We start from the raw sequence: 17,798 nt of genomic DNA, 5'->3' as shown, positions 1-17,798 counted from the left end.
CCCATCGGGTGGACCGGCCCCGCTGACCCCGCCCCGTGCCCGCCAGGCCCACCTGGCCCGCCCGGCCCGCCTGGCTCGCCCGGTCCGCCTGGCCCAGATGGCCCGCCTGGCCCGCCTGGCCATGGTCGGTCACTGGCGCTGGGCGTTCCTCTACGGCTATATAGGCGTAGAGGAACACCTGGCGCCATCTCTCGGCCATCGTCCGGCCCGTGCGGTGCGGCCCAGCACGCCGAGCACTAGCAGCAGCACCTGCCGCGAGCCCGACGGACCGCGTGCCGTCGGCCGACCGCGCGGTGGACGGGTGCTGTGAAGGGCGCCACAGGACGCGCCATGACTCACACCGCGCCATCCCGAACAGGAAGCTCACCGCGTCACCGCAGGTCAGCAGCGCGCAATACGCCGCTCGTCGAGTCATGCCCTCGAACCGGAAGAGTAAAACCCCGGTCAGTTCCGGGCCCGGGTCCTTGCCGCGAGGGGGCGGCGAGCCCCTACGGTGGCCGACGTCCGAAGAGGTCGAGCCGCGCCCGCCCGGGGCCGTCGACCGCCCACGACGTGAGAGGACGTCCCCTTGTCCAAGCACAGCACCCACGCCAAGCGCACTTCCCGCGCTGCCACCTTCCGCCGCGGCCTCAGCCGCTCGGCCGTCGCCGTCGCCGGCGGCGCCGTCGTCGCCTCCGGCATGATCGCCGCGACGACTACCTCCGCCTCGGCCGCCACCGGCTGGGACGAGGTCGCCGCCTGCGAGTCCGGCGGAAACTGGTCCACCAACACCGGCAACGGCTACTACGGCGGCCTGCAGTTCTCCCAGCAGACCTGGGAGGGCTACGGCGGCACCGAGTACGCCGCCACCGCCGACCAGGCCTCGAAGAGCCAGCAGATCGCGATCGGCGAGCGCGTCCTGGAGGGCCAGGGCGCGGGCGCATGGCCCAACTGCGGCGGCCCGCTCTCCGGCGGCGCCGACACCTCGGGCGCCCCCGCGGCCGAGCAGCAGGAGGAGGCTCCCGAGCAGGAGGCCCCGGAGCAGGAGCAGCAGGCTCCCGAGCCCCGCGAGTCCGACCAGCAGGCGAACCGCTCCACCGAGCGCGAGAGCACCGAGCCCCAGGGCGACTGGAGCTGCGACGGCGACGGCATCGCCGACAACTGCGACGAGAACGGCTTCACCAAGGAGACCGAGAAGAAGCAGGAGGAGCCGAAGCAGGAGCAGCAGGAGGCCCCGGCCGAGGAGGCCGCCCCGGCCCCGCAGGAGTCCAAGGGCGAGCCCGGCTCCAAGGCCACCGGTGGCCTCTCCGTCGCCGGCACCCTCGAGGTCGACGGCAAGATGGGCCCGAAGACCATCACCGCCCTCCAGGACTGGCTGGGCGTCGAGCAGACCGGCGAGATGGACGAGGAGACCACCCTCGCCCTGCAGGCCTGGGCCAAGACCTCGCAGGACGGGAAGATCGGCGAGGACACCGTCGCCGGCCTGCAGCACGAGATCGGCGCCACCCAGAACGGCTCCGACGAGATCGACGGGGACACCGTCGAGGTCCTGCAGGCCTTCCTGAACCTCTACTGATCCCCTCAGCGGCCGCGCCCCCGACGGGGCGATGACCGCCTGCGGCTCCGCCGCCCCCTCCCGGACGGCCGGGTCTCCCCGCGTGGGAGGCCCGGCCGTCCGTCGTTCCCGTCGGCGCCTCCGGGACTCCGGGGGACACGCCGACGTGCGTCGCGGAACGCAGCGCCGCTCGGCGCACCGAGCCGACCGCCGGCAACCTTTGGCAACCGACCAGGGTCCCTGGCCGCCTCCCTGCAATGTGACCGACATCTCTTCGCGGCGACAAGAACGTCATCGCTGGTGAGACCTCCGTTACTCACCAGACAACAAGTTCGAGACCAATCGGCAACACTGCAACCTCCGGCAACATCGCCATCTCCTCCGAGCTCCTGACCAGACTCTCAGCACCCCGCCTCACCGGTCCGCCGGAGAGCACCGCGATCAGAGCAGCCCGCACCCCCGCGCATGCCGCTCTCGCGACTCAAGGATGAGCCCGAAGGAGCTACGACGATGAGCACCACCGCAGCGACACCCGCACAGAAGAAGGACGTCAGGCCGTTCAGCTGGCGCGACAAGCTCGGCTACATGTTCGGCGACTGGGGGAACGACTTCACGTTCATCCTCCAGTCCACGTTCTTCATGATCTTCTACACGAACGTCATGGGCATCAGCGCCGCGCACGTGGGCACCCTGCTCTTCGTCGCGCGCATCCTCGACGCGTTCACCGACGTCGGCGCCGGGCGTCTGATCGACACCCTGAAGCCCGGCCGCTCCGGCCGCTTCAAGCCCTGGCTGCTGCGGATCATGATCCCGGTGACCGTCATGGCGTTCCTGATGTTCTCGCCCTTCGTGGCCGACGGCGCCTACGGCACCCGCCTGGCCTGGATGATCGCCACCTACATCCTGTGGGGCTCGGTCTTCTACACCCTGATCAACATCCCCTACGGCTCCATGGCCTCGGTGATCTCCAACGATCCTGGCCACCGCGCCTCACTGTCGGTGTTCCGCTCCCTCGGCGGCACCCTCGCGAACCTCGCGATCTCCGTGCTCCTGCCGCTGGTCGTCTTCGTCCAGGTCTCCGGCCAGTCGGAGATGTCCGGGACCCGGATGATGTGGGCCGCCCTCGGCTGCGGCGTCCTCGCCGTGATCTGCTACCTGCTGTGCTTCGTCAACGTCGAGGAGCGCATCACCACCCCGCCGAAGCAGAAGGACCAGCGCCAGGGCCTCGGCCAGGCGCTCGGCTCGATGCTCACCAACCGCGGCCTCACCGGCCTGATCACCACCGCTCTGTTCATGCTGGTCGCCTTCATGATGCTCGGCGGCATGATGCCGTACATGCTCAACGAGTACTTCAACAACGGTCAGCTCCTGAGCCTGGTGAACTTCGTGGGCCTCGCCCCCACCCTGCTGCTGGTCCCCGTCGCCTCGAAGCTCGCCAAGACGTTCGGCAAGAAGGAGGTCGGCGCCGTCGGCCTGATCCTCGGCGTGATCTCCGGCGTGCTGCTGTTCGTCATCCGCACCGACAGCCCCTACGTGTTCATGGTCGGCTACGCCCTGCTGATGCTCGGCGTCTCCGCGCTGAACATCCTCATCTGGGCGTTCATCACCGATGTGATCGACCTGCAGGAGATCCGCACCGGCGAGCGCAACGACGCGACGGTGTACGGGATGTACTCCTGGTCCCGCAAGCTCGGCCAGGCGATCGCCGGCGGTCTCGTCGGCTGGGCGCTCGGCTGGATCGGCTACCAGTCCGGCGGCGTGGAGCAGAGCCAGTCCGTGCTCGACGGCATCTACACCCTCGGCACCCTCGTCCCCGCCCTGCTGCTGCTGGTCTCGCTGCTGGCCCTCGCCTTCTGGTACCCGCTGACCAAGAAGCGGGTCGACGAGAACGTCGCGATCCTCGAGGAGCGCCACGCGGCGGCCGCCGCCTCGGCTCCCGAGCAGGCCTGATCCCCTCGCGTCGGCGGTCCCGGTCGCGGGGCCGCCGACGCATATAGGCTCGATGGGGAGGGATAGCGCGTTCCTCCCTCCCTCCCCTCGTTCCTCGTTCCCCCAGATCCCTCCGCGCCCCTTCTGGAGCGCGGCACCACCACAGAACGGAGACACCATGTCGGAGAAGAACGTCCGCCTCGGCATCATCGGATTCGGCGCCCAGGGCGGCATGTACGCCGGCCTCCTGGCCGACGGGAAGATCGCGGGCATGACGCTCGGCGCCATCGCCGACACCGATCCCGCGAAGAAGGACGCCGTCGCCGAGAAGCACGCCGGCACTCCCTTCTACGACGACTACGTCGCGATGCTGGACTCCGGGGACGTCGACGCCGTGGTCACCACCGTGCCGCATTACCTCCACCCCGAGATGACGATCACCGCGATCGGCAAGGGCATCCACACACTCACCGAGAAGCCCGCAGGCGTCTACACCAAGCAGGTCGAGGAGATGAACGCCTTCGCGGCCGACCATCCCGAGACCACCTTCGCCATCATGTTCAACCAGCGCACCAACCCGGTCTACACCGAGCTCAAGGCGCTGATCGACTCCGGCGAGCTCGGCAGGCTGCGCCACACCTCCTGGATCATCACGTCGTGGTGGCGCCCGCAGGGCTACTACGACCAGTCCGAGTGGCGTGCGACCTGGGGCGGCGAGGGCGGCGGCGTGCTCGTCAACCAGGCTCCCCACCAGCTGGACCTGTGGCAGTGGCTCGCCGGCACCCCGAAGAAGGTCTTCGCGAAGCTCGCCTTCGGCTTCCAGCGCGACATCGCCACCGAGGACGAGGTCAACGCGCTCGTCGACTTCGGCGAGGGCGTCACCGGCCATTTCATGACCTCGACCAACGACATCATCGGCACCGACCGCCTCGAGCTGCTGTTCGACAAGGGCAAGGTCGTCGTCGACAAGTCGAACAAGGTCACCGTCTACCGCCTGTCGGAGGACGAGCGCAGCCTCAGCGACAAGATGACCATGCAGGACGTGGCCAAGCTGTTCCGCGGCGAGATGGACCCCTCCTCGCTGTACACCGTCGAGGAGAAGACCTACGAGTCGGCCTGGGGCCAGCAGCACATCGACGTCCTCACCAACTTCGCGGCGCACGTCAACGACGGCACCCCGCTGATCGCCGACGGCGCCGAGGGCATCAACGGCGTCCGCCTCGCCTCCGGTATGCAGCTGTCGGCCTGGACCGGCCGCGAGATCGACCTCGTGGACTACCCGGCCGAGGAGTACCTCGCCGAGCTCAACAAGCGCATCGAGGAGGAGGGGAAGTTCCCCACCCGCTCCTGAGCGCTCGCCCTGCGGCCCGGCGCCGACCTCCCGTCGGCCCGGGCCGCGCCCGCCTCCCCACCGCCACCGCACTCTTCGAAGGAGAACACCCATGCCCGTCCTCGGACTCCAGCTCATGATGCTCAAGGACCAGATCAACGAGAAGGGGATGTACGAGGTCCTGCGCCAGGTGCGCGAGCTCGACATCGACGCCGTCGAGGTCTCCCAGGTGGAGATGACCGACGAGCTCATCGACGACCTCGTGCGCGGCAAGGCGGACCTCGGCGTCGAGACCGCCGCGATGAGCGTCTCGATCGCCCCGGGCGGCAACGGCTTCGCGCTCGAGACCGAGTTCGACCGCGCCGTCGAGGCGTGCGAGAAGACCGGTGCGCGCTTCCTGCGCATCGGCATGATGCCGTTCTCGGCGATGACCTCGAAGAAGGCGGCCGAGGACTGGGCGGCCTCCGTCGAGCCCTATGCGGCCCGCCTCGCGGAGAAGGGCATCACGCTCTGCTACCACAACCACCACGTGGACCTCATCAAGTTCGACGGCGAGCGGATCTTCGACATCGTGCGCCGCGTCGCACCCTCGCTGCTTTTCGAGGTGGACCTGCACTGGGTCCAGCGCGGCGGCATGGCTCCGCTGGACATGCTCGAGGCCTACACCGGCGCCTGCAAGCTCATCCACGTCAAGGACTTCCGCGTCGCGCCGATGCCCGAGGACGCCGTGAGGCGCTTCGATGCCGGCGAGATGGACATGAAGGAGTTCTACGGGACCTTCCTCTCCCTCGGACAGTTCGCCGAGGTGGGCCAGGGCAACATGAACTGGCCCGCGCTGCTGCCCGCCGCGGAGAAGGCCGGTGCCGAGTACTTCCTCATCGAGCAGGACGACACCTACGGCCGCGACCCGATCGACTGCATCCGCGAGTCCCGCGAGTACCTGAGGTCCATCGGCTACTGAGCGACGGTCGCCCGCCGGGCGACTCGTCGCTCCGGCCCGACACGTGCGCCCCGGGCCCGCCTGCATGACCCGGTCCTGCCTGCAGAATCGGGACTCAGGCGGCACGCCGCGGCGCTGAGCTCCGCTGCGTGCCGCCTGAAGCCCCTTTCTGCAGACGCCCGCCCCTCGCGACGCCCGCCGTTCGTGCCCCGCACGGTCCGGCGGGCGTCGACGTGCCCCGGAACACCCCCTTGCGCTTGACGCGACGTCAAGGGGAATGATCGTGATCGCACCGGAGGAGACCGACGAGAGGAGGAGCCGTGGAGTCGCCCCAGCACCCGGCCCGGGAGTGGTCGATCCAGGAGATCGTCCGCAGCACCGGCGTCACGAGCCGCACCCTGCGCCACTACCAGCAGGTGGGCCTGCTCGCCCCGAGCCGCACCGGCCATGGCGGGCAGAGGTTCTACGACGGCGCGGCCCTGCTGCGCCTGCAGCGGATCCTCGTCCTGCGCGAGCTGGGACTCGGGCTTCCCGAGATCGGCCGCGTGCTCGACGAGCAGGTCGAGACGGTCTCCGCGCTGGGGGCGCATGCCGCGCAGCTCGAGAGGGAGCAGGAGCGCCTGTCCCGCATCGTCGCCTCGGTGCAGTCCACGATCCGGATTCTCGAGACAGGAGGAGAGCTCATGACGGACACGATGTTCGACGGATTCGACCACACGCAGCACCGCGAGGAGGTCGAGGAGAGGTGGGGCGAGCAGGCCTACGCCGATTCCGACCGGTGGTGGCGCTCGTTGAGCGACGCCGAGAAGGACGGCTTCCGCGAGGAGGTCGACGCCCTGGTGGCAGGCTTCGCCGACACCTCGGCGCGCGAGCTGCCCGCGGATCACGAGGAGGTCCAGGCGCTGGCGGCTCGGCTGTACACCTGGATCAGCGCGGGATGGGGCGGGAAGCGGCCCGGCGCCGAGGCCTTCATCGGCATCGGCGACATGTACGTCGCCGATCCCCGATTCGGGGCGACCTTCACGGTCGACGGCCGGCCCTTCGCCGAGCACGTCCGCGACGCGATGACGGTCTACGCGCTCGAGCACCTCGAGTGATGACCGCTCGCAGGGGCCCGGGCGCCGAGAGGCGTGCGGGCCCTGCGTCGTCCTGCTGCGGCAGGCACCGAGCGGGGCGAGCTCCGCGGGCCCGGCACCGTCGACGAGGCCCGCACCGTTACCATTTCGTGATTCGCCCCACGCCGTCGGCGCCGTGACCGGCTTCCTGGACGCTCCCGGAACGCGGCATCAGAGTTCGGGGCGTACCGTCGCCCGGGCCAACGATCCCAGGAGGCACAGTGAAGGTCCGAAGCACCTCAGCCCTGCGGCGCACCCTCGCCGCGCTCACGCTCACCGCCGCGCTCGGTCTGACCGCCGCGTGCAGCGGCGGGCAGGACGATTCCTCGCAGGCGTCCGACGGCGGCGGGCAGGCGGCGCCGGCCGCCTCCGACGGCGGCGGCGCGGCCGGCGACCCGCAGGCCCAGGAGGCCGACGTCTCCGACGTGCCCGAGGTCGTCGCGACCGTCAACGGCACGGAGATCACCAAGGACGACTTCGTCCAGACCTACCAGTCCCAGTACCAGCAGATGGCGATGCAGCAACAGGCCGGCGGGCAGGCGCCCGATGAGGAGCAGCTGAAGACCCAGGTCGCCGAGCAGCTCGTGGACAACGAGCTGCTGCGCCAGGGGGCCGAGGACGCGGGCATCAAGGCCACCGACAAGGACATCGACACCACCCTCGACGAGATCGCGGAGCAGAGCGGACTGGGCTCGGGGGACGAGGTGGTCAGCGCCCTCGAGCAGCAGGGCATCTCCGCGGAGCAGGTCCGCCAGGACGCCGCCTCGCAGTTCGCGATCACGACCTACATCGAGCAGGAGGCCGACATCGCCGAGCCGAGCGACGAGGAGCTGAAGGCCCAGTACGACGCGTTGGTCGAGCAGCAGTCCGCCGCCGGAGGCTCCGCCGAGGAGGTCCCCTCCTTCGAGGAGATGAAGGACCAGCTCGCCCAGCAGGCCACCATGCAGCAGCAGAACGAGGCCGCCACCGAGATCGCCGGGAAGCTGCGCGAGTCAGGGGACGTCACGATCAACGTCTGACCCCTCGCCGGGCCGATCGCCCCCGGCTCCGCCCGCACTCCCGGCGGACCTGCCCCGGCTCCGTCCCGCGGTCCGGCCCCCTGCGCCGCACCGCGCCCCACTGGGCCGGCCGATCGCCGGTCCGGCGGCGGCACGAACAGCGAGTGGCAGATCTCGGCCGGTATTCATGACTGATACCGGCCGAGATCTGCCGCTCGGTCTCTCTGAGGGGCGCGGCGGGACGAGGAGCACGGCGGGGCAGCCCCACCTCGCCCCTCGTCCCGCCCGGCCCCTGCCCCTGCTCCGGATCAGAGGGTGCCGGCGCGGAGCGACTCGGCGATGTGCTCGGCCTGACGGATCGCGAGCGCCACGATCGTCAGCGTCGGGTTCGCCGCGGCGCCGGTGGTGAACTGCGAGCCGTCCGAGACGAACAGGTTCGGCACGTCGTGCGCCCGACCGAAGCGGTCCACGACCCCGTCCTCCGGCCGCTCGCTCATGCGGCAGGTGCCCAGGTTGTGGGTCGAGGGGTACGGCGGGGTGCGGTGCGTGCCCACCGCGCCGACGGCCTCGTACAGCGCCTCGGCCCTGCCGTAGGCGTGCTCGCGCATGGAGAGGTCGTTGGGATGGTCGTCGAAGTGGACGCTCGCGACCGGCAGTCCGTGCTGGTCCGTGACGGTGGGGTCGAGCGTGACGGCGTTGGACTCCTGGGGCATGTCCTCCCCCACCAGCCAGCAGCCGGCGGTGTTCTCGTAGGCGTCCAGCAGACGCGTGAAGCTCGGCCCCCAGGAGCCGGGCTCGGCGAAGGTCGCCAGGAAGGCGGGCCCGAGAGAGATGGTCTGGATGTAGTAGCCGCCGGCGAAGCCGCGGGAGGGGTCGTGCACGGACTCGTCGCTGATGTTCCCGGCCATCGTCTCGCCGCGGTACATGTGCACCGGCTTGTCGAACTGCGCGTACACGCTGCCGGTCATGTGGCGCATGTAGTTGCGGCCCACGAGGCCGGAGGAGTTCGCGAGCCCGTCGGGGAACAGCGACGAGGAGCTCAGGTGCAGCAGGCGCGGCGTCTCGATCGCGTTGCCGGCGACGCACACGAGCTTCGCGGCCTGGCGGTGCAGGTTCCCCTCGGTGTCGAGGTAGAGCACCGCGTCGACCCGCCCCGTCCGGTCGTGCAGGATCTGCGCGACGTGGGAGTCGGGCCGCAGGTCGAGCTTCCCCGTGGCGAGGGCGCGAGGGATCTCGCGCACCATCGTCGACCACTTCGCGCCGCTCTTGTCGCCCTGGAAGTTGAAGCCGTCCTGGATCGAGGCGGGTCGGCCGTCATAGGGCTCGGCGTTGGTGCCGTAGGGGCCGGTGGCGTAGTGGCGGTAGCCGAGCTTCTCGGCGCCCGCAGCGAGGACCTTGTAATTGTTGTTCGCCGGCAGCGGCGGTCGGCCCCCGCGATGGGTGGAGCCGATCGCGTCCTCGGCGCGGGTGTAGTACGGCTCGAGCTCCTCGTAGGTCAGCGGCCAGTCCATCAGGCTCGCGCCGTCGACCCGTCCGTAGGTGCTGCGGGTGCGGAACTCGTGCGGCTTGAAGCGCGGAGTCGCCCCGGACCAGTGGGTGGTGGTGCCGCCGACGGCCTTGACGATCCAGGCCGGCAGGTTCGGGAAGTCCTTCGCGATGCGCCAGCTGCCGGAGGTGGTGCGGGTGTCGGTCCAGGCCATCTGGTCGAAGGCGGCCCATTCGAGGTTCATGTAGTCCTCGCCGCGCAGGTACGGGCCGGCCTCGAGCAGCACGCACTCGATGCCCGCCTTGGTCAGCTCGTAGGCGAGGGTGCCGCCGCCGGCGCCCGACCCGATGATGACGACGGCCTCGGTGGAGTGGTCGATGCTGCTCATGCCTGCTGCCCCTTCGTCCCGCGGCCGGTGCGTCCGGCGCGCGCCCTGCTCTGTCCTGCCGGGACGGCGGCGCCCCGGACACTCTTCGTGGTCGCCCCGCGGGGGAGATCGGAGACGACCTCCTCCAGCGGCTCCCCGTCGTACTCCTCGATCCGCGGATCCGGCAGCCAGTCCAGATCGTCGAAGCCGCGGTGGAGGTAGCCGCCCTTCTCGAAAGAGGGGCCCTCGTAGCCGATCACCTCCCAGACCTCCTCGTCCTCGTAGAGGCTGACCACCACGGTCTGCCGCACGAAGCCGAAGAAGGTCGTGTGCTGGATGCGCAGCAGCAGCGGCAGCGCCTCCTCGGGGCTCAGCTCGGCGAAGCGGCCGTCCGCGAGGGCCTCGAGGGAGTCGAGGCCGTGGGCGAGCTTGACCCGCATCCACGCGCTCTCCTCCGCGGCGCAGCGGACGGTGTCCGCGGCCCGCCGGTAGGCCGAGTCCGGCACGCGCTCGTGCGGGAACGCGGCCTTGATCAGGGCGGTGAGCGTCGCCTCCGCCTCGTCGGTCCCTTCGATATCGTTCACGGCCTCGTCGCCGTCCGGTGCGCTCATGGCGTCTCCTTCCCACTGCATCTTCGTCAGTGACCTGAGGCACACGATAGGCAGGGGCGGCGGCGAGCGCACAGCGCCGTTATCGTCGGGCGAGAACGCCGACGGGTGCCGCGGTCAGTGGGTCTGCGCCCCCAGGCGATAGGCGCGCCCGGCGCGGGAGGCACAGGCCCGCACCCGGTCCTCGACGTGGCGGAGTCGCCCCTCGTAGGCGGCGACCGGCGCGGAGACCGCGACGGTGCCCAGCAGCATCCCGTCGTCGGCCTTGATCGTCGCGGCGAGGCAGCTGGAGCCGGGCACGAACTCCTGGTGCTCCCAGGCGATGCCGCGCTCGGCGATCTCGGCGAGCTGACGGCGCAGCTCCCCCGGGTCGACGAGGGTGCGGTCGGTGTGGGCACGCAGCGGCCCTGCCAGGTACTCCTCCTGCTCGTCGGGAGCAAGGGAGGCGAGCCCCGCCTTCCCGAAGGCGGTCGCGTGCGGGCTCTCGTGAAAGCCGAAGCCGAGCGGGGACAGCCGCGGAGCCTGCGGCGAGTCGGAGACGTGCACGACGACGAAGTCGGTGCCGCGGTGGATCGCGAGATAGGCGGCCATGCCCAGGTCACGATGCATGGCGTGGACCTCCTCGCGCACGGAGCGCGGGATGCCGAGATCGTCATGGAGGCCGACGGCCAGGCGGTGCAGCTTGTAGCCCAGTGCGAAGCGCTTCTCCGTGCGCAGGTGCACGAGGTACTCGGAGCGGATCAGCTCCTGCGCGATCCGATACACCGTGGGCAGCGGGATCGAGGTCGCCTCGGAGATCCTGCGCGCGGTGCTGCTGCCGTGCTCCGCCACCGCCTCCAGCACCGCGATCGCCCGGGCGACCTGGCCGCCCTGGTCCTGGGCCGCTCGGCCTGTGTCGTTCGAGGTCATCGTCGTCCTCCTTCCGGCGACCATTGTGCCCGGGCTCTGCTTCTTGCCCTGCGAGAATCGAGGTTCCCCGCGCGTGCCGGATCCGGCAGGCTGGCCCCGTCACCTCTCAGAAAGGACCCGACGATGATCCTCATCAACGTGAAGTTCCCTGTGAAGCCCGAGTTCGCCGACCGCTGGCCCGAGATCGCGAGCGAGTTCACCGAGAACACGCTCGCCGAGCCGGGCAACCTGTGGTTCGAGTGGTCGCGCAGCGTCAAGGAGCCCAGCACCTACGTGCTCATCGAGGCGTTCACCGACGAGGGCGCCGGCCCGCACGTGGATTCCCCGCACTTCAAGAAGATGCAGGAGGAGTTCCCGCAGTACCTCACGGCGACGCCGCAGATCATCTCCCACCAGATCGACAGCGACGGCTGGGGCCCGATGGGCGAGATCACCGTCGACTGACGGCGGCGGGAGCTGCCGGCGGAGCGGCAGGCCCTGCCCTTCGGGCAGGCTCGCCCGTCGCCACGACGGGACGACGCGGGGGCGTCCACCGAGCGGTGGACGCCCCCGCCGCGTCGTCCTGCCGAATGCTCCCGCCCGTCACCCCTCACCCCCGGTTATCGCCCAGCCGGGCCGCTTCACACGCTCCTGGCGGGGCGGGACGCGATGTCACTCGAATCGCCTCCACGTCGGTCCTCCGGCCACGGCGGCCACCTCTCCATCGAGCGATGAGCGTGGCCGGATGAGGAGCGATGAGCGTGGCCGGATGAGGCATCACTTCCCTCCCCAGACCTTGCACTCAGTGCAACTTTCGACCTACTGTGCTGGAGGCGGTCGAGACCGCCGACCGCGTCGAGCGGGGCGAGCAGAGAGGGGCCAGGTGGCGATCCGGACGAGAGAGGTGCCCGCCGTGAGCGGCGAGACGAACAGCAGGACGGCGGGCTCCAGGGGCCCGTCCCCGCTGCAGGTGAACCCGAACATCGTGATGGCGGTGCTGCTCGCCGGCGCCTTCGTCATCATCCTGAACCAGACGCTGCTGAACACGGCGCTGCCGGCGTTCATGGCGGACTTCGGCATCACCGCGAATGCCGCCCAGTGGGTGACCACGCTGTTCATGCTGGTCAACGGGATCATGATCCCCGCGACGGCGTTCCTGATCCAGAAGTTCTCCACCCGCACGATGTTCTTCGCGGCGATGGGAATCTTCGCGCTGGGCACGCTCATCTGCGCGGTCGCGCCGGTGTACGCGGTGCTCCTGGCGGGCCGCGTGGTGCAGGCCGCCAGCGGCGGCATGATCATGCCGCTGATGCAGACGATCCTCTTCGCGATCTTCCCCATCCACCGCCGCGGCACGGCGATGGGCACCTTCGGCCTCGTGATCTCCTTCGCCCCGGCGATCGGCCCGACCCTGTCGGGCTTCATCGTCGACCACTGGTCCTGGCGGGTGCTGTTCCTGATGATGCTGCCGATCACGCTCGGCGCGCTGGTCTTCGCCCATCTCACGCTGCGCAACGTCACCGAGCAGACTGATCCCCGCCTCGATGCGCTCTCCCTGATCCTGTCGACCTTCGGCTTCGGCGGCCTGCTGTTCGGATTCTCCACGGCGGGCACCTCCGGCTGGGCGAGCGCGCAGGTGATCGCGCCGCTGGCCGTCGGCGTGGTCGCGCTGGCGTGGTTCGTGCGGCGCCAGCTGCGGATCGAGGAGCCGCTGCTGCAGCTGCGGGTCCTGCGCAACCCGATGTTCACCCTCGGCACCGTGCTCGGCATGCTGGTGTTCATGGCGATGATCGGCGGCATGCTGATGATCCCGCTGTTCATGCAGAACATGAGCGACTTCTCCGCGATGGAGTCGGGGATGGTGCTGCTGCCGGGCGCGGTCATCATGGGCGTCATGTCCCCGGTGACGGGCCGGATCTTCGACCGCTTCGGCGCCCGGATGCTCGCGATCGTCGGCTTCGCGCTGCTGGCGTCGATGAGCCTGCTGCTGGCACGGCTCAGCCCGGACACCTCCTTCGCCTACATCGCGATCGTCAACGCCGTGCGGATGCTGGGCACCGCGATGGTGATCATGCCGGTCACCACGGCGGCGCTGAACCAGCTGCCGCAGCGCCTGATCCCGCACGGCGCCGCCGTGAACAACACCCTGCGCCAGATCGCCGCCTCGGTCGGCACCGCCGTGCTGGTCACCGTGATGACGGTCGCCGCGCTGGACCCGGCCGAGCACGGGATCGAGGGCCAGATCCACGGCGTCAACGTCGCGTTCGACGTCTCCGCCGGGATCGCCGCGCTGGGCCTCATCGGGGCGCTCTTCCTGCGCAACTCGAAGCCGGCCGAGGTCGTCGACCCCGGGCACTGATCCCGGCGCCTCCGGCCCACCGCTCGGCGCGCCCCTCCCCCCGCGACCCCGTCGACCCGTCCCGGTCGGCGGGGTCGCCGCACTCCCGGCCGACGCGCCGCCTCCGTAGACTGTCGAGGGTGACACCGCTCACGACGCCCCTGCCGGAGGCCGCGCTGGCCTCCGTGGTGGACCTCGCCCGGGATCGGGCGCCCTCGCTGCAGGTCGCCGATCTCGCCGACGCGGCCGGCTACAGCCCCTTCCACTTCTCGCGCCTGTTCAGCGCGCAGCTCGGGATCGGCCCCGGCCAGTACCTGATCGCCCTGCGCGTCGGACGGGCGAAGGAGCTGCTGCTGGCGGACGACGCCGCGGTCATCGACGTGGCCTGCGAGGTGGGCTTCGACTCCCTCTCGAGCTTCGGCCGCCGCTTCCGCAGCACCGTCGGCGTCACCCCGGGGCAGCTGCGCCGCCTCGCGCAGACGGTCGCCGATGCTCCCCCGCGCCCCTTCACGATGCTGCGCCCGCACCCGCTGGGCGCCCGGGCCGTGAGGGCGGTGCTGGAGCTCCCCGAGGGCGCGGACCGGCGCGGCGATCCCTCGATCTGGGTGGGCTGGTACCCGCAGCCTGCGCCGATCGGCCTGCCGGCCTCGGGAGTGCTCGTCACGGGTGTCGACCACGTCGTCCTCCCCCTGTGCGCGGGCGCCCCCTTCCTGCTCGCCTTCGCGGTGCCGCCGCACGCCGATCCGCTGGACCTGCTCGCACCGCGGGCGCCGATGGTCGCGGCGCACCCTGCACCGCTGACCGGCCCCGGGGAGGTGACGCTCCGCTTCGGGACCTCCGCGGCGGGCGGGAGCGTGCCGATGCTCTCCGCGCTGCCGGCGCTGCATCCCGCCTGATCCCGCGGCGCCGCGGCGGCGCGGACTGCGCATGATCGGACGCACCTGCGCTCCGCGACCGCCCTAGCGTGGGAGCCCCGGCCGGACCGGCCGCGGCCGCCGCAAGGACCACGAACACAGGAGGAACCATGACCCGCAGCACCGGCACCACCACCTGGCTCGATCTCTCCGCGCAGGACTTCTCCGCCGTGATGCCCTTCTACTCCGGTCTGTTCGGCTGGGAGGTCGAGGGCCTCGGCGAGGAGTTCGGCGGCTATCGGATCCTCCGCAACGACGGGAAGCTCGTCGGCGGCGCGATGTCGGTGGCGGGGATGACCTGCCCCGAGGGCAGCCCCCTGCGGTCCGAGTGGGGCGTCTACCTCACCGTCGACGACGTCGACGCCCGCGTCGCCAGGGCCCGCGAGGCGGGCGGCGGCGTCGTCGTCCCCGCCGATGACATCGGCGACTCCGGCCGCATGGCCGTGGTCCTCGACTCCGTCGGCGCCCCCATCGGGATGTGGCAGCCGAAGCAGCTCGAGGGCTACGAGTTCACCGGGCGGCCCGGCTCCCCCGTCTGGTTCGAGCTGATGACCCACCGCTACGACGACGCCGCCGCCTTCTACACCGCTGTGTTCGACGCCGAGCTGGTGCCGATGGGCGAGGGGATGGACGAGGGCGAGGACGACTTCCGCTACGCGACCAACGGCTCCGGCGAGAGCGCGAGCTGGGGCCTCTGCGATGCGGCGGGGATGATGCCCGAGGAGGCCATGGGCTGGCGCGTCTACTTCGGCGTCGAGAGCACGGAGCAGGCGCTCGCGAAGGTGCAGGAGCTCGGCGGCAGCGTGCTCGACGGCCCGATCGACTCGCCCTTCGGACGGATCACCACCATCGCGGATCCCGAGGGGGCGAGCTTCCAGATCAGCGCGATGAGCGAGGCGACGTCGGAGGGCTGACCCACCTCGCTGACATGCCACTATGACGCCGCATGACGGTCGGGTCCCAGGACGTGGGCCCGGCCGTGCGCGGGCGCGGCACGCGTCCTAGAGTCAGGAGCATGCTGACCGATTCCGCGCTCCGTGAGGCCTTCTCCCACTTCCCGCAGGGAGTGGTGCTGGTCGCCGCCGAGATCGACGGCGTGCGCCACGGACTCGTCGCCTCGACCTTCACGGTCGGGGTCTCCCTCGAGCCGCCCCTGGTCTCCGTCGCGGTGCAGCACAGCTCGCGCACCTGGCCGCTGCTGCGCGAGCACGGACATCTCGGGGTCACGGTGCTCGGCGAGCGCCAGCGCGGCGTCACCCGCCAGCTCGCGGGACCCGACCGGGAGCGCCGCTTCGAGGGCCTGGACGTGGAGGCCGACGAGCACGGCGCGCTGGTGCTGCAGGGCGCCCCCGCCTGGATGACGGTGCGGGTCCACGACGAGGTGCGCGCGGGCGATCACGACCTTGCGCTGCTCGAGGTCCTCGCGATCGACAGCTCCCCGACCGCCGAGGCGATGGTGTTCCACCGCAGCCGCTTCAAGGGGCTCGTCGAGGGCGACATCGCCTGCTGAGCCCCGAGGCTGGCCCCGGGGTGCGTGAGACGCGTCTCAGAGCGCCGGATTCCAGTGAGGGGTACGCCTCGGTCACTCCCATTTGTCGGACCGCTGTCCAACAATCGCCGTGAGACCGCATTCCGGGCGGTCGAGCTGTTCCCCGTCGGGCCCTGAGCGCCCGAGCGGATCCTGGCTTCCGAGGAAGGACCCTCCATGCAGTTCACCCGTGCCCTCGCGGTCGCCTTCGGCGACTGGCTCGAGCGCGAGCAGATCCGCCGCGCCCTCCTCGCGGAGCGTCCCGAGCTCGACGGCGTCCTGCATCTGGACCCGGAGCGTCCGCTGCTGCGGATCCCGCGCGTGGAGCGCGGTGCGGTGATCGTGGCCCGGCTCGACGAGGAGGACGGGGCGACCTGGCTGGTGGGGGTCGCGGGCGCCGCCGATCCGGTGCTGCACGAGGCCGCCTCCCCCGATGAGGCTGCGCGGATCGCGCTCGACGTGCTCGAGCCCTGCCCGCTCGCGGGCTGACGGGGACGCCGGGTCCTCAGAGCTCGGCGAGCTCGCCGTCCTCCACCTGCCATCGCCGGTCGATGCGCACGGTCTCGAGCATGCGCCGGTCGTGCGTGACCAGCAGCAGCGTGCCCGTGTAGCTCTCGAGCGCCTGCTCGAGCTGCTCGATGGCGGGCAGGTCCAGATGGTTGGTCGGCTCGTCGAGCACCAGCAGGTTCACGCCGCGGGCCTGGAGCAGGGCGAGCGCCGCACGGGTCCGCTCGCCCGGGGACAGCTCGGCGCAGGGCCGACCCACGTGGTCCGCGCGCAGTCCGAACTTCGCCAGCAGGGTGCGCACGTCCGCCGGGGTCATCTCCGGCAGCAGCGCCCCGGCCGCGTCGGCCAGCGGCGCCTCGTCGGCCAGCAGGGAGCGCGCCTGGTCGATCTCGCCGATCCGCACGTTCGCGCCGAGCGAGGCCGAGCCCTCGTCGGGCTCGATCCTGCCCAGCAGCAGCTGCAGCAGGGTCGACTTCCCGGCGCCGTTGGGGCCGGTGATGCCGATGCGGTCACCGGCGTCGACCTGGAGGGAGAGCGGCCCCAGCGTGAAGGCGCCCCGGTGCACCGCGGCGCCCGCGAGGGTGGCGACGACGCTGCCGGAGCGAGGCGCGGCCCCGATCGTGAACTGGAGCTGCCACTCCTTGCGCGGCTCCTCCACCTCCTCGAGCCTTGCGATCCGGCTCTCCATCTGCCGCACCTTCCGCGCCTGCTTCTCGCTGGACTCGGTCTGGGCACGGCGGCGGATCCGGTCGTTGTCCGGCGCCTTGCGCATCGCGTTGCGGACGCCCTGGCTGGACCATTCGCGCTGGGTGCGGGCGCGGTCTACGAGGTCGGCCTTCTTCTGCGCGAACTCCTCGTAGCGCTCGCGGGCATGGCGTCGCACCGTGGAGCGCTCCTCGAGATAGGCCTCGTAGCCGCCGCCGTAGAGGCGGTGGGAGTGCTGGGCGAGGTCGAGCTCGAGCACCTCGGTGACGCAGCGGGCGAGGAACTCGCGGTCGTGGCTGACCAGCACCACCCCTCCGCGGAGGCCTTGGACGAAGGCCTCGAGCCGGGCGAGGCCGTCGAGGTCGAGGTCGTTGGTGGGCTCGTCCAGAAGCACCAGGTCGAAGCGGGAGAGCAGCAGCGCGGCGAGCCCCACCCGGGCGGCCTGGCCGCCGGAGAGGGAGGTCATCGCCGTCTGCTCCGCCTCCCCCGGGCCGATCGGCAGGCCGAGGTCGGCGAGCACGACGGGCAGGCGCTCCTCGAGGTCGGCCGCGCCGCTGGCGAGCCAGCGGTCCAGCGCCGCGGCGTAGACGTCGGCCGGATCGGGGCCGCCG

The 17,798-nt window shown here is 71.0% G+C and carries 17 protein-coding genes; 13 read left to right on the top strand and 4 right to left on the bottom strand.

The window, feature by feature from the left end:
- From HMPREF3159_RS17720 to rdfA, 7 genes are all read left to right on the top strand, one after another.
- Nucleotides 1-310, top strand: a 310-nt coding sequence (locus tag HMPREF3159_RS17720; RefSeq protein WP_210388885.1) for a hypothetical protein, incomplete at its 5' end; no start/stop codon positions are given.
- 258 nt (nt 311-568) lie between these two features.
- Nucleotides 569-1,555, top strand: coding sequence for a transglycosylase family protein (locus HMPREF3159_RS18135; RefSeq protein WP_070501792.1), 987 nt, complete (start codon nt 569-571; stop codon nt 1,553-1,555).
- A gap of 489 nt (nt 1,556-2,044) precedes the next feature.
- The gene (locus HMPREF3159_RS14270; RefSeq protein WP_070501791.1) at nt 2,045-3,484 is read left to right on the top strand and encodes an MFS transporter; all 1,440 of its coding nucleotides are present in this window, start codon (nt 2,045-2,047) and stop codon (nt 3,482-3,484) included.
- A 157-nt stretch (nt 3,485-3,641) separates the two neighbouring features.
- Nucleotides 3,642-4,814 carry a Gfo/Idh/MocA family protein gene (locus HMPREF3159_RS14265; protein ID WP_070501790.1) on the top strand — a complete coding sequence of 391 codons (1,173 nt, stop codon included), beginning with the start codon at nt 3,642-3,644 and terminating at the stop codon, nt 4,812-4,814.
- Between the two features lie 91 nt (nt 4,815-4,905).
- The gene (locus HMPREF3159_RS14260) at nt 4,906-5,754 is read left to right on the top strand and encodes a sugar phosphate isomerase/epimerase family protein (protein WP_070501789.1); all 849 of its coding nucleotides are present in this window, start codon (nt 4,906-4,908) and stop codon (nt 5,752-5,754) included.
- Nucleotides 5,755-6,053: 299 nt separating this feature from the next.
- Nucleotides 6,054-6,830 (top strand): MerR family transcriptional regulator, encoded by a 777-nt coding sequence (locus tag HMPREF3159_RS14255; RefSeq protein WP_070501788.1) that lies wholly within the window; start codon nt 6,054-6,056, stop codon nt 6,828-6,830.
- Between the two features lie 239 nt (nt 6,831-7,069).
- Nucleotides 7,070-7,867, top strand: coding sequence for a rod-determining factor RdfA (gene rdfA / locus HMPREF3159_RS14250; RefSeq protein WP_070501787.1), 798 nt, complete (start codon nt 7,070-7,072; stop codon nt 7,865-7,867).
- A gap of 287 nt (nt 7,868-8,154) precedes the next feature.
- On the opposite strand, the gene HMPREF3159_RS14245 is transcribed toward rdfA, so the two are convergent.
- The 3 genes from HMPREF3159_RS14245 to HMPREF3159_RS14235 all read right to left on the bottom strand — a co-directional run bounded on the left by HMPREF3159_RS14245 (nt 8,155) and on the right by HMPREF3159_RS14235 (nt 11,216).
- Nucleotides 8,155-9,720, bottom strand: a complete 1,566-nt coding sequence (locus tag HMPREF3159_RS14245; protein WP_070501786.1) for a GMC family oxidoreductase — start codon at nt 9,718-9,720, stop codon at nt 8,155-8,157.
- Nucleotides 9,717-10,310: a hypothetical protein gene (locus tag HMPREF3159_RS14240; protein WP_070501785.1), complete on the bottom strand. Its 594-nt coding sequence runs from the start codon at nt 10,308-10,310 to the stop codon at nt 9,717-9,719. The genes HMPREF3159_RS14245 and HMPREF3159_RS14240 overlap by 4 nt, the downstream gene beginning before the upstream one ends.
- A gap of 114 nt (nt 10,311-10,424) precedes the next feature.
- On the bottom strand, nt 10,425-11,216 hold the full coding sequence (locus HMPREF3159_RS14235; RefSeq protein ID WP_070501784.1) for an IclR family transcriptional regulator: 792 nt from the start codon (nt 11,214-11,216) through the stop codon (nt 10,425-10,427).
- Between the two features lie 123 nt (nt 11,217-11,339).
- Between HMPREF3159_RS14235 and HMPREF3159_RS14230 the strand changes: the two genes are divergently transcribed.
- The 6 genes from HMPREF3159_RS14230 (at nt 11,340) to HMPREF3159_RS14205 (ending at nt 16,464) form a co-directional block, all read left to right on the top strand.
- Nucleotides 11,340-11,660: a putative quinol monooxygenase gene (locus tag HMPREF3159_RS14230; protein WP_053918546.1), complete on the top strand. Its 321-nt coding sequence runs from the start codon at nt 11,340-11,342 to the stop codon at nt 11,658-11,660.
- A 448-nt stretch (nt 11,661-12,108) separates the two neighbouring features.
- Entirely contained in the window at nt 12,109-13,554 is a 1,446-nt protein-coding gene (locus HMPREF3159_RS14225; RefSeq protein WP_246821645.1) for an MDR family MFS transporter, read from the top strand.
- A 119-nt stretch (nt 13,555-13,673) separates the two neighbouring features.
- Entirely contained in the window at nt 13,674-14,429 is a 756-nt protein-coding gene (locus tag HMPREF3159_RS14220) for a helix-turn-helix transcriptional regulator (RefSeq protein ID WP_070501783.1), read from the top strand.
- A gap of 128 nt (nt 14,430-14,557) precedes the next feature.
- Nucleotides 14,558-15,361 carry a VOC family protein gene (locus HMPREF3159_RS14215; protein WP_070501782.1) on the top strand — a complete coding sequence of 268 codons (804 nt, stop codon included), beginning with the start codon at nt 14,558-14,560 and terminating at the stop codon, nt 15,359-15,361.
- Nucleotides 15,362-15,462: 101 nt separating this feature from the next.
- Nucleotides 15,463-15,957, top strand: a complete 495-nt coding sequence (locus tag HMPREF3159_RS14210; RefSeq protein ID WP_070501781.1) for a flavin reductase family protein — start codon at nt 15,463-15,465, stop codon at nt 15,955-15,957.
- A gap of 195 nt (nt 15,958-16,152) precedes the next feature.
- Entirely contained in the window at nt 16,153-16,464 is a 312-nt protein-coding gene (locus tag HMPREF3159_RS14205; protein WP_070501780.1) for a hypothetical protein, read from the top strand.
- 16 nt (nt 16,465-16,480) lie between these two features.
- Here HMPREF3159_RS14205 and HMPREF3159_RS14200 read toward each other — a convergent pair.
- On the bottom strand, nt 16,481-17,798 hold a 1,318-nt coding region (locus HMPREF3159_RS14200), incomplete at its 5' end, for an ABC-F family ATP-binding cassette domain-containing protein (RefSeq protein ID WP_070501779.1).

This window comes from Brachybacterium sp. HMSC06H03 (assembly GCF_001807385.1).
Taxonomy (GTDB): domain Bacteria; phylum Actinomycetota; class Actinomycetes; order Actinomycetales; family Dermabacteraceae; genus Brachybacterium; species Brachybacterium conglomeratum.
This window is presented reverse-complemented; position numbering and strand designations above follow the sequence as displayed.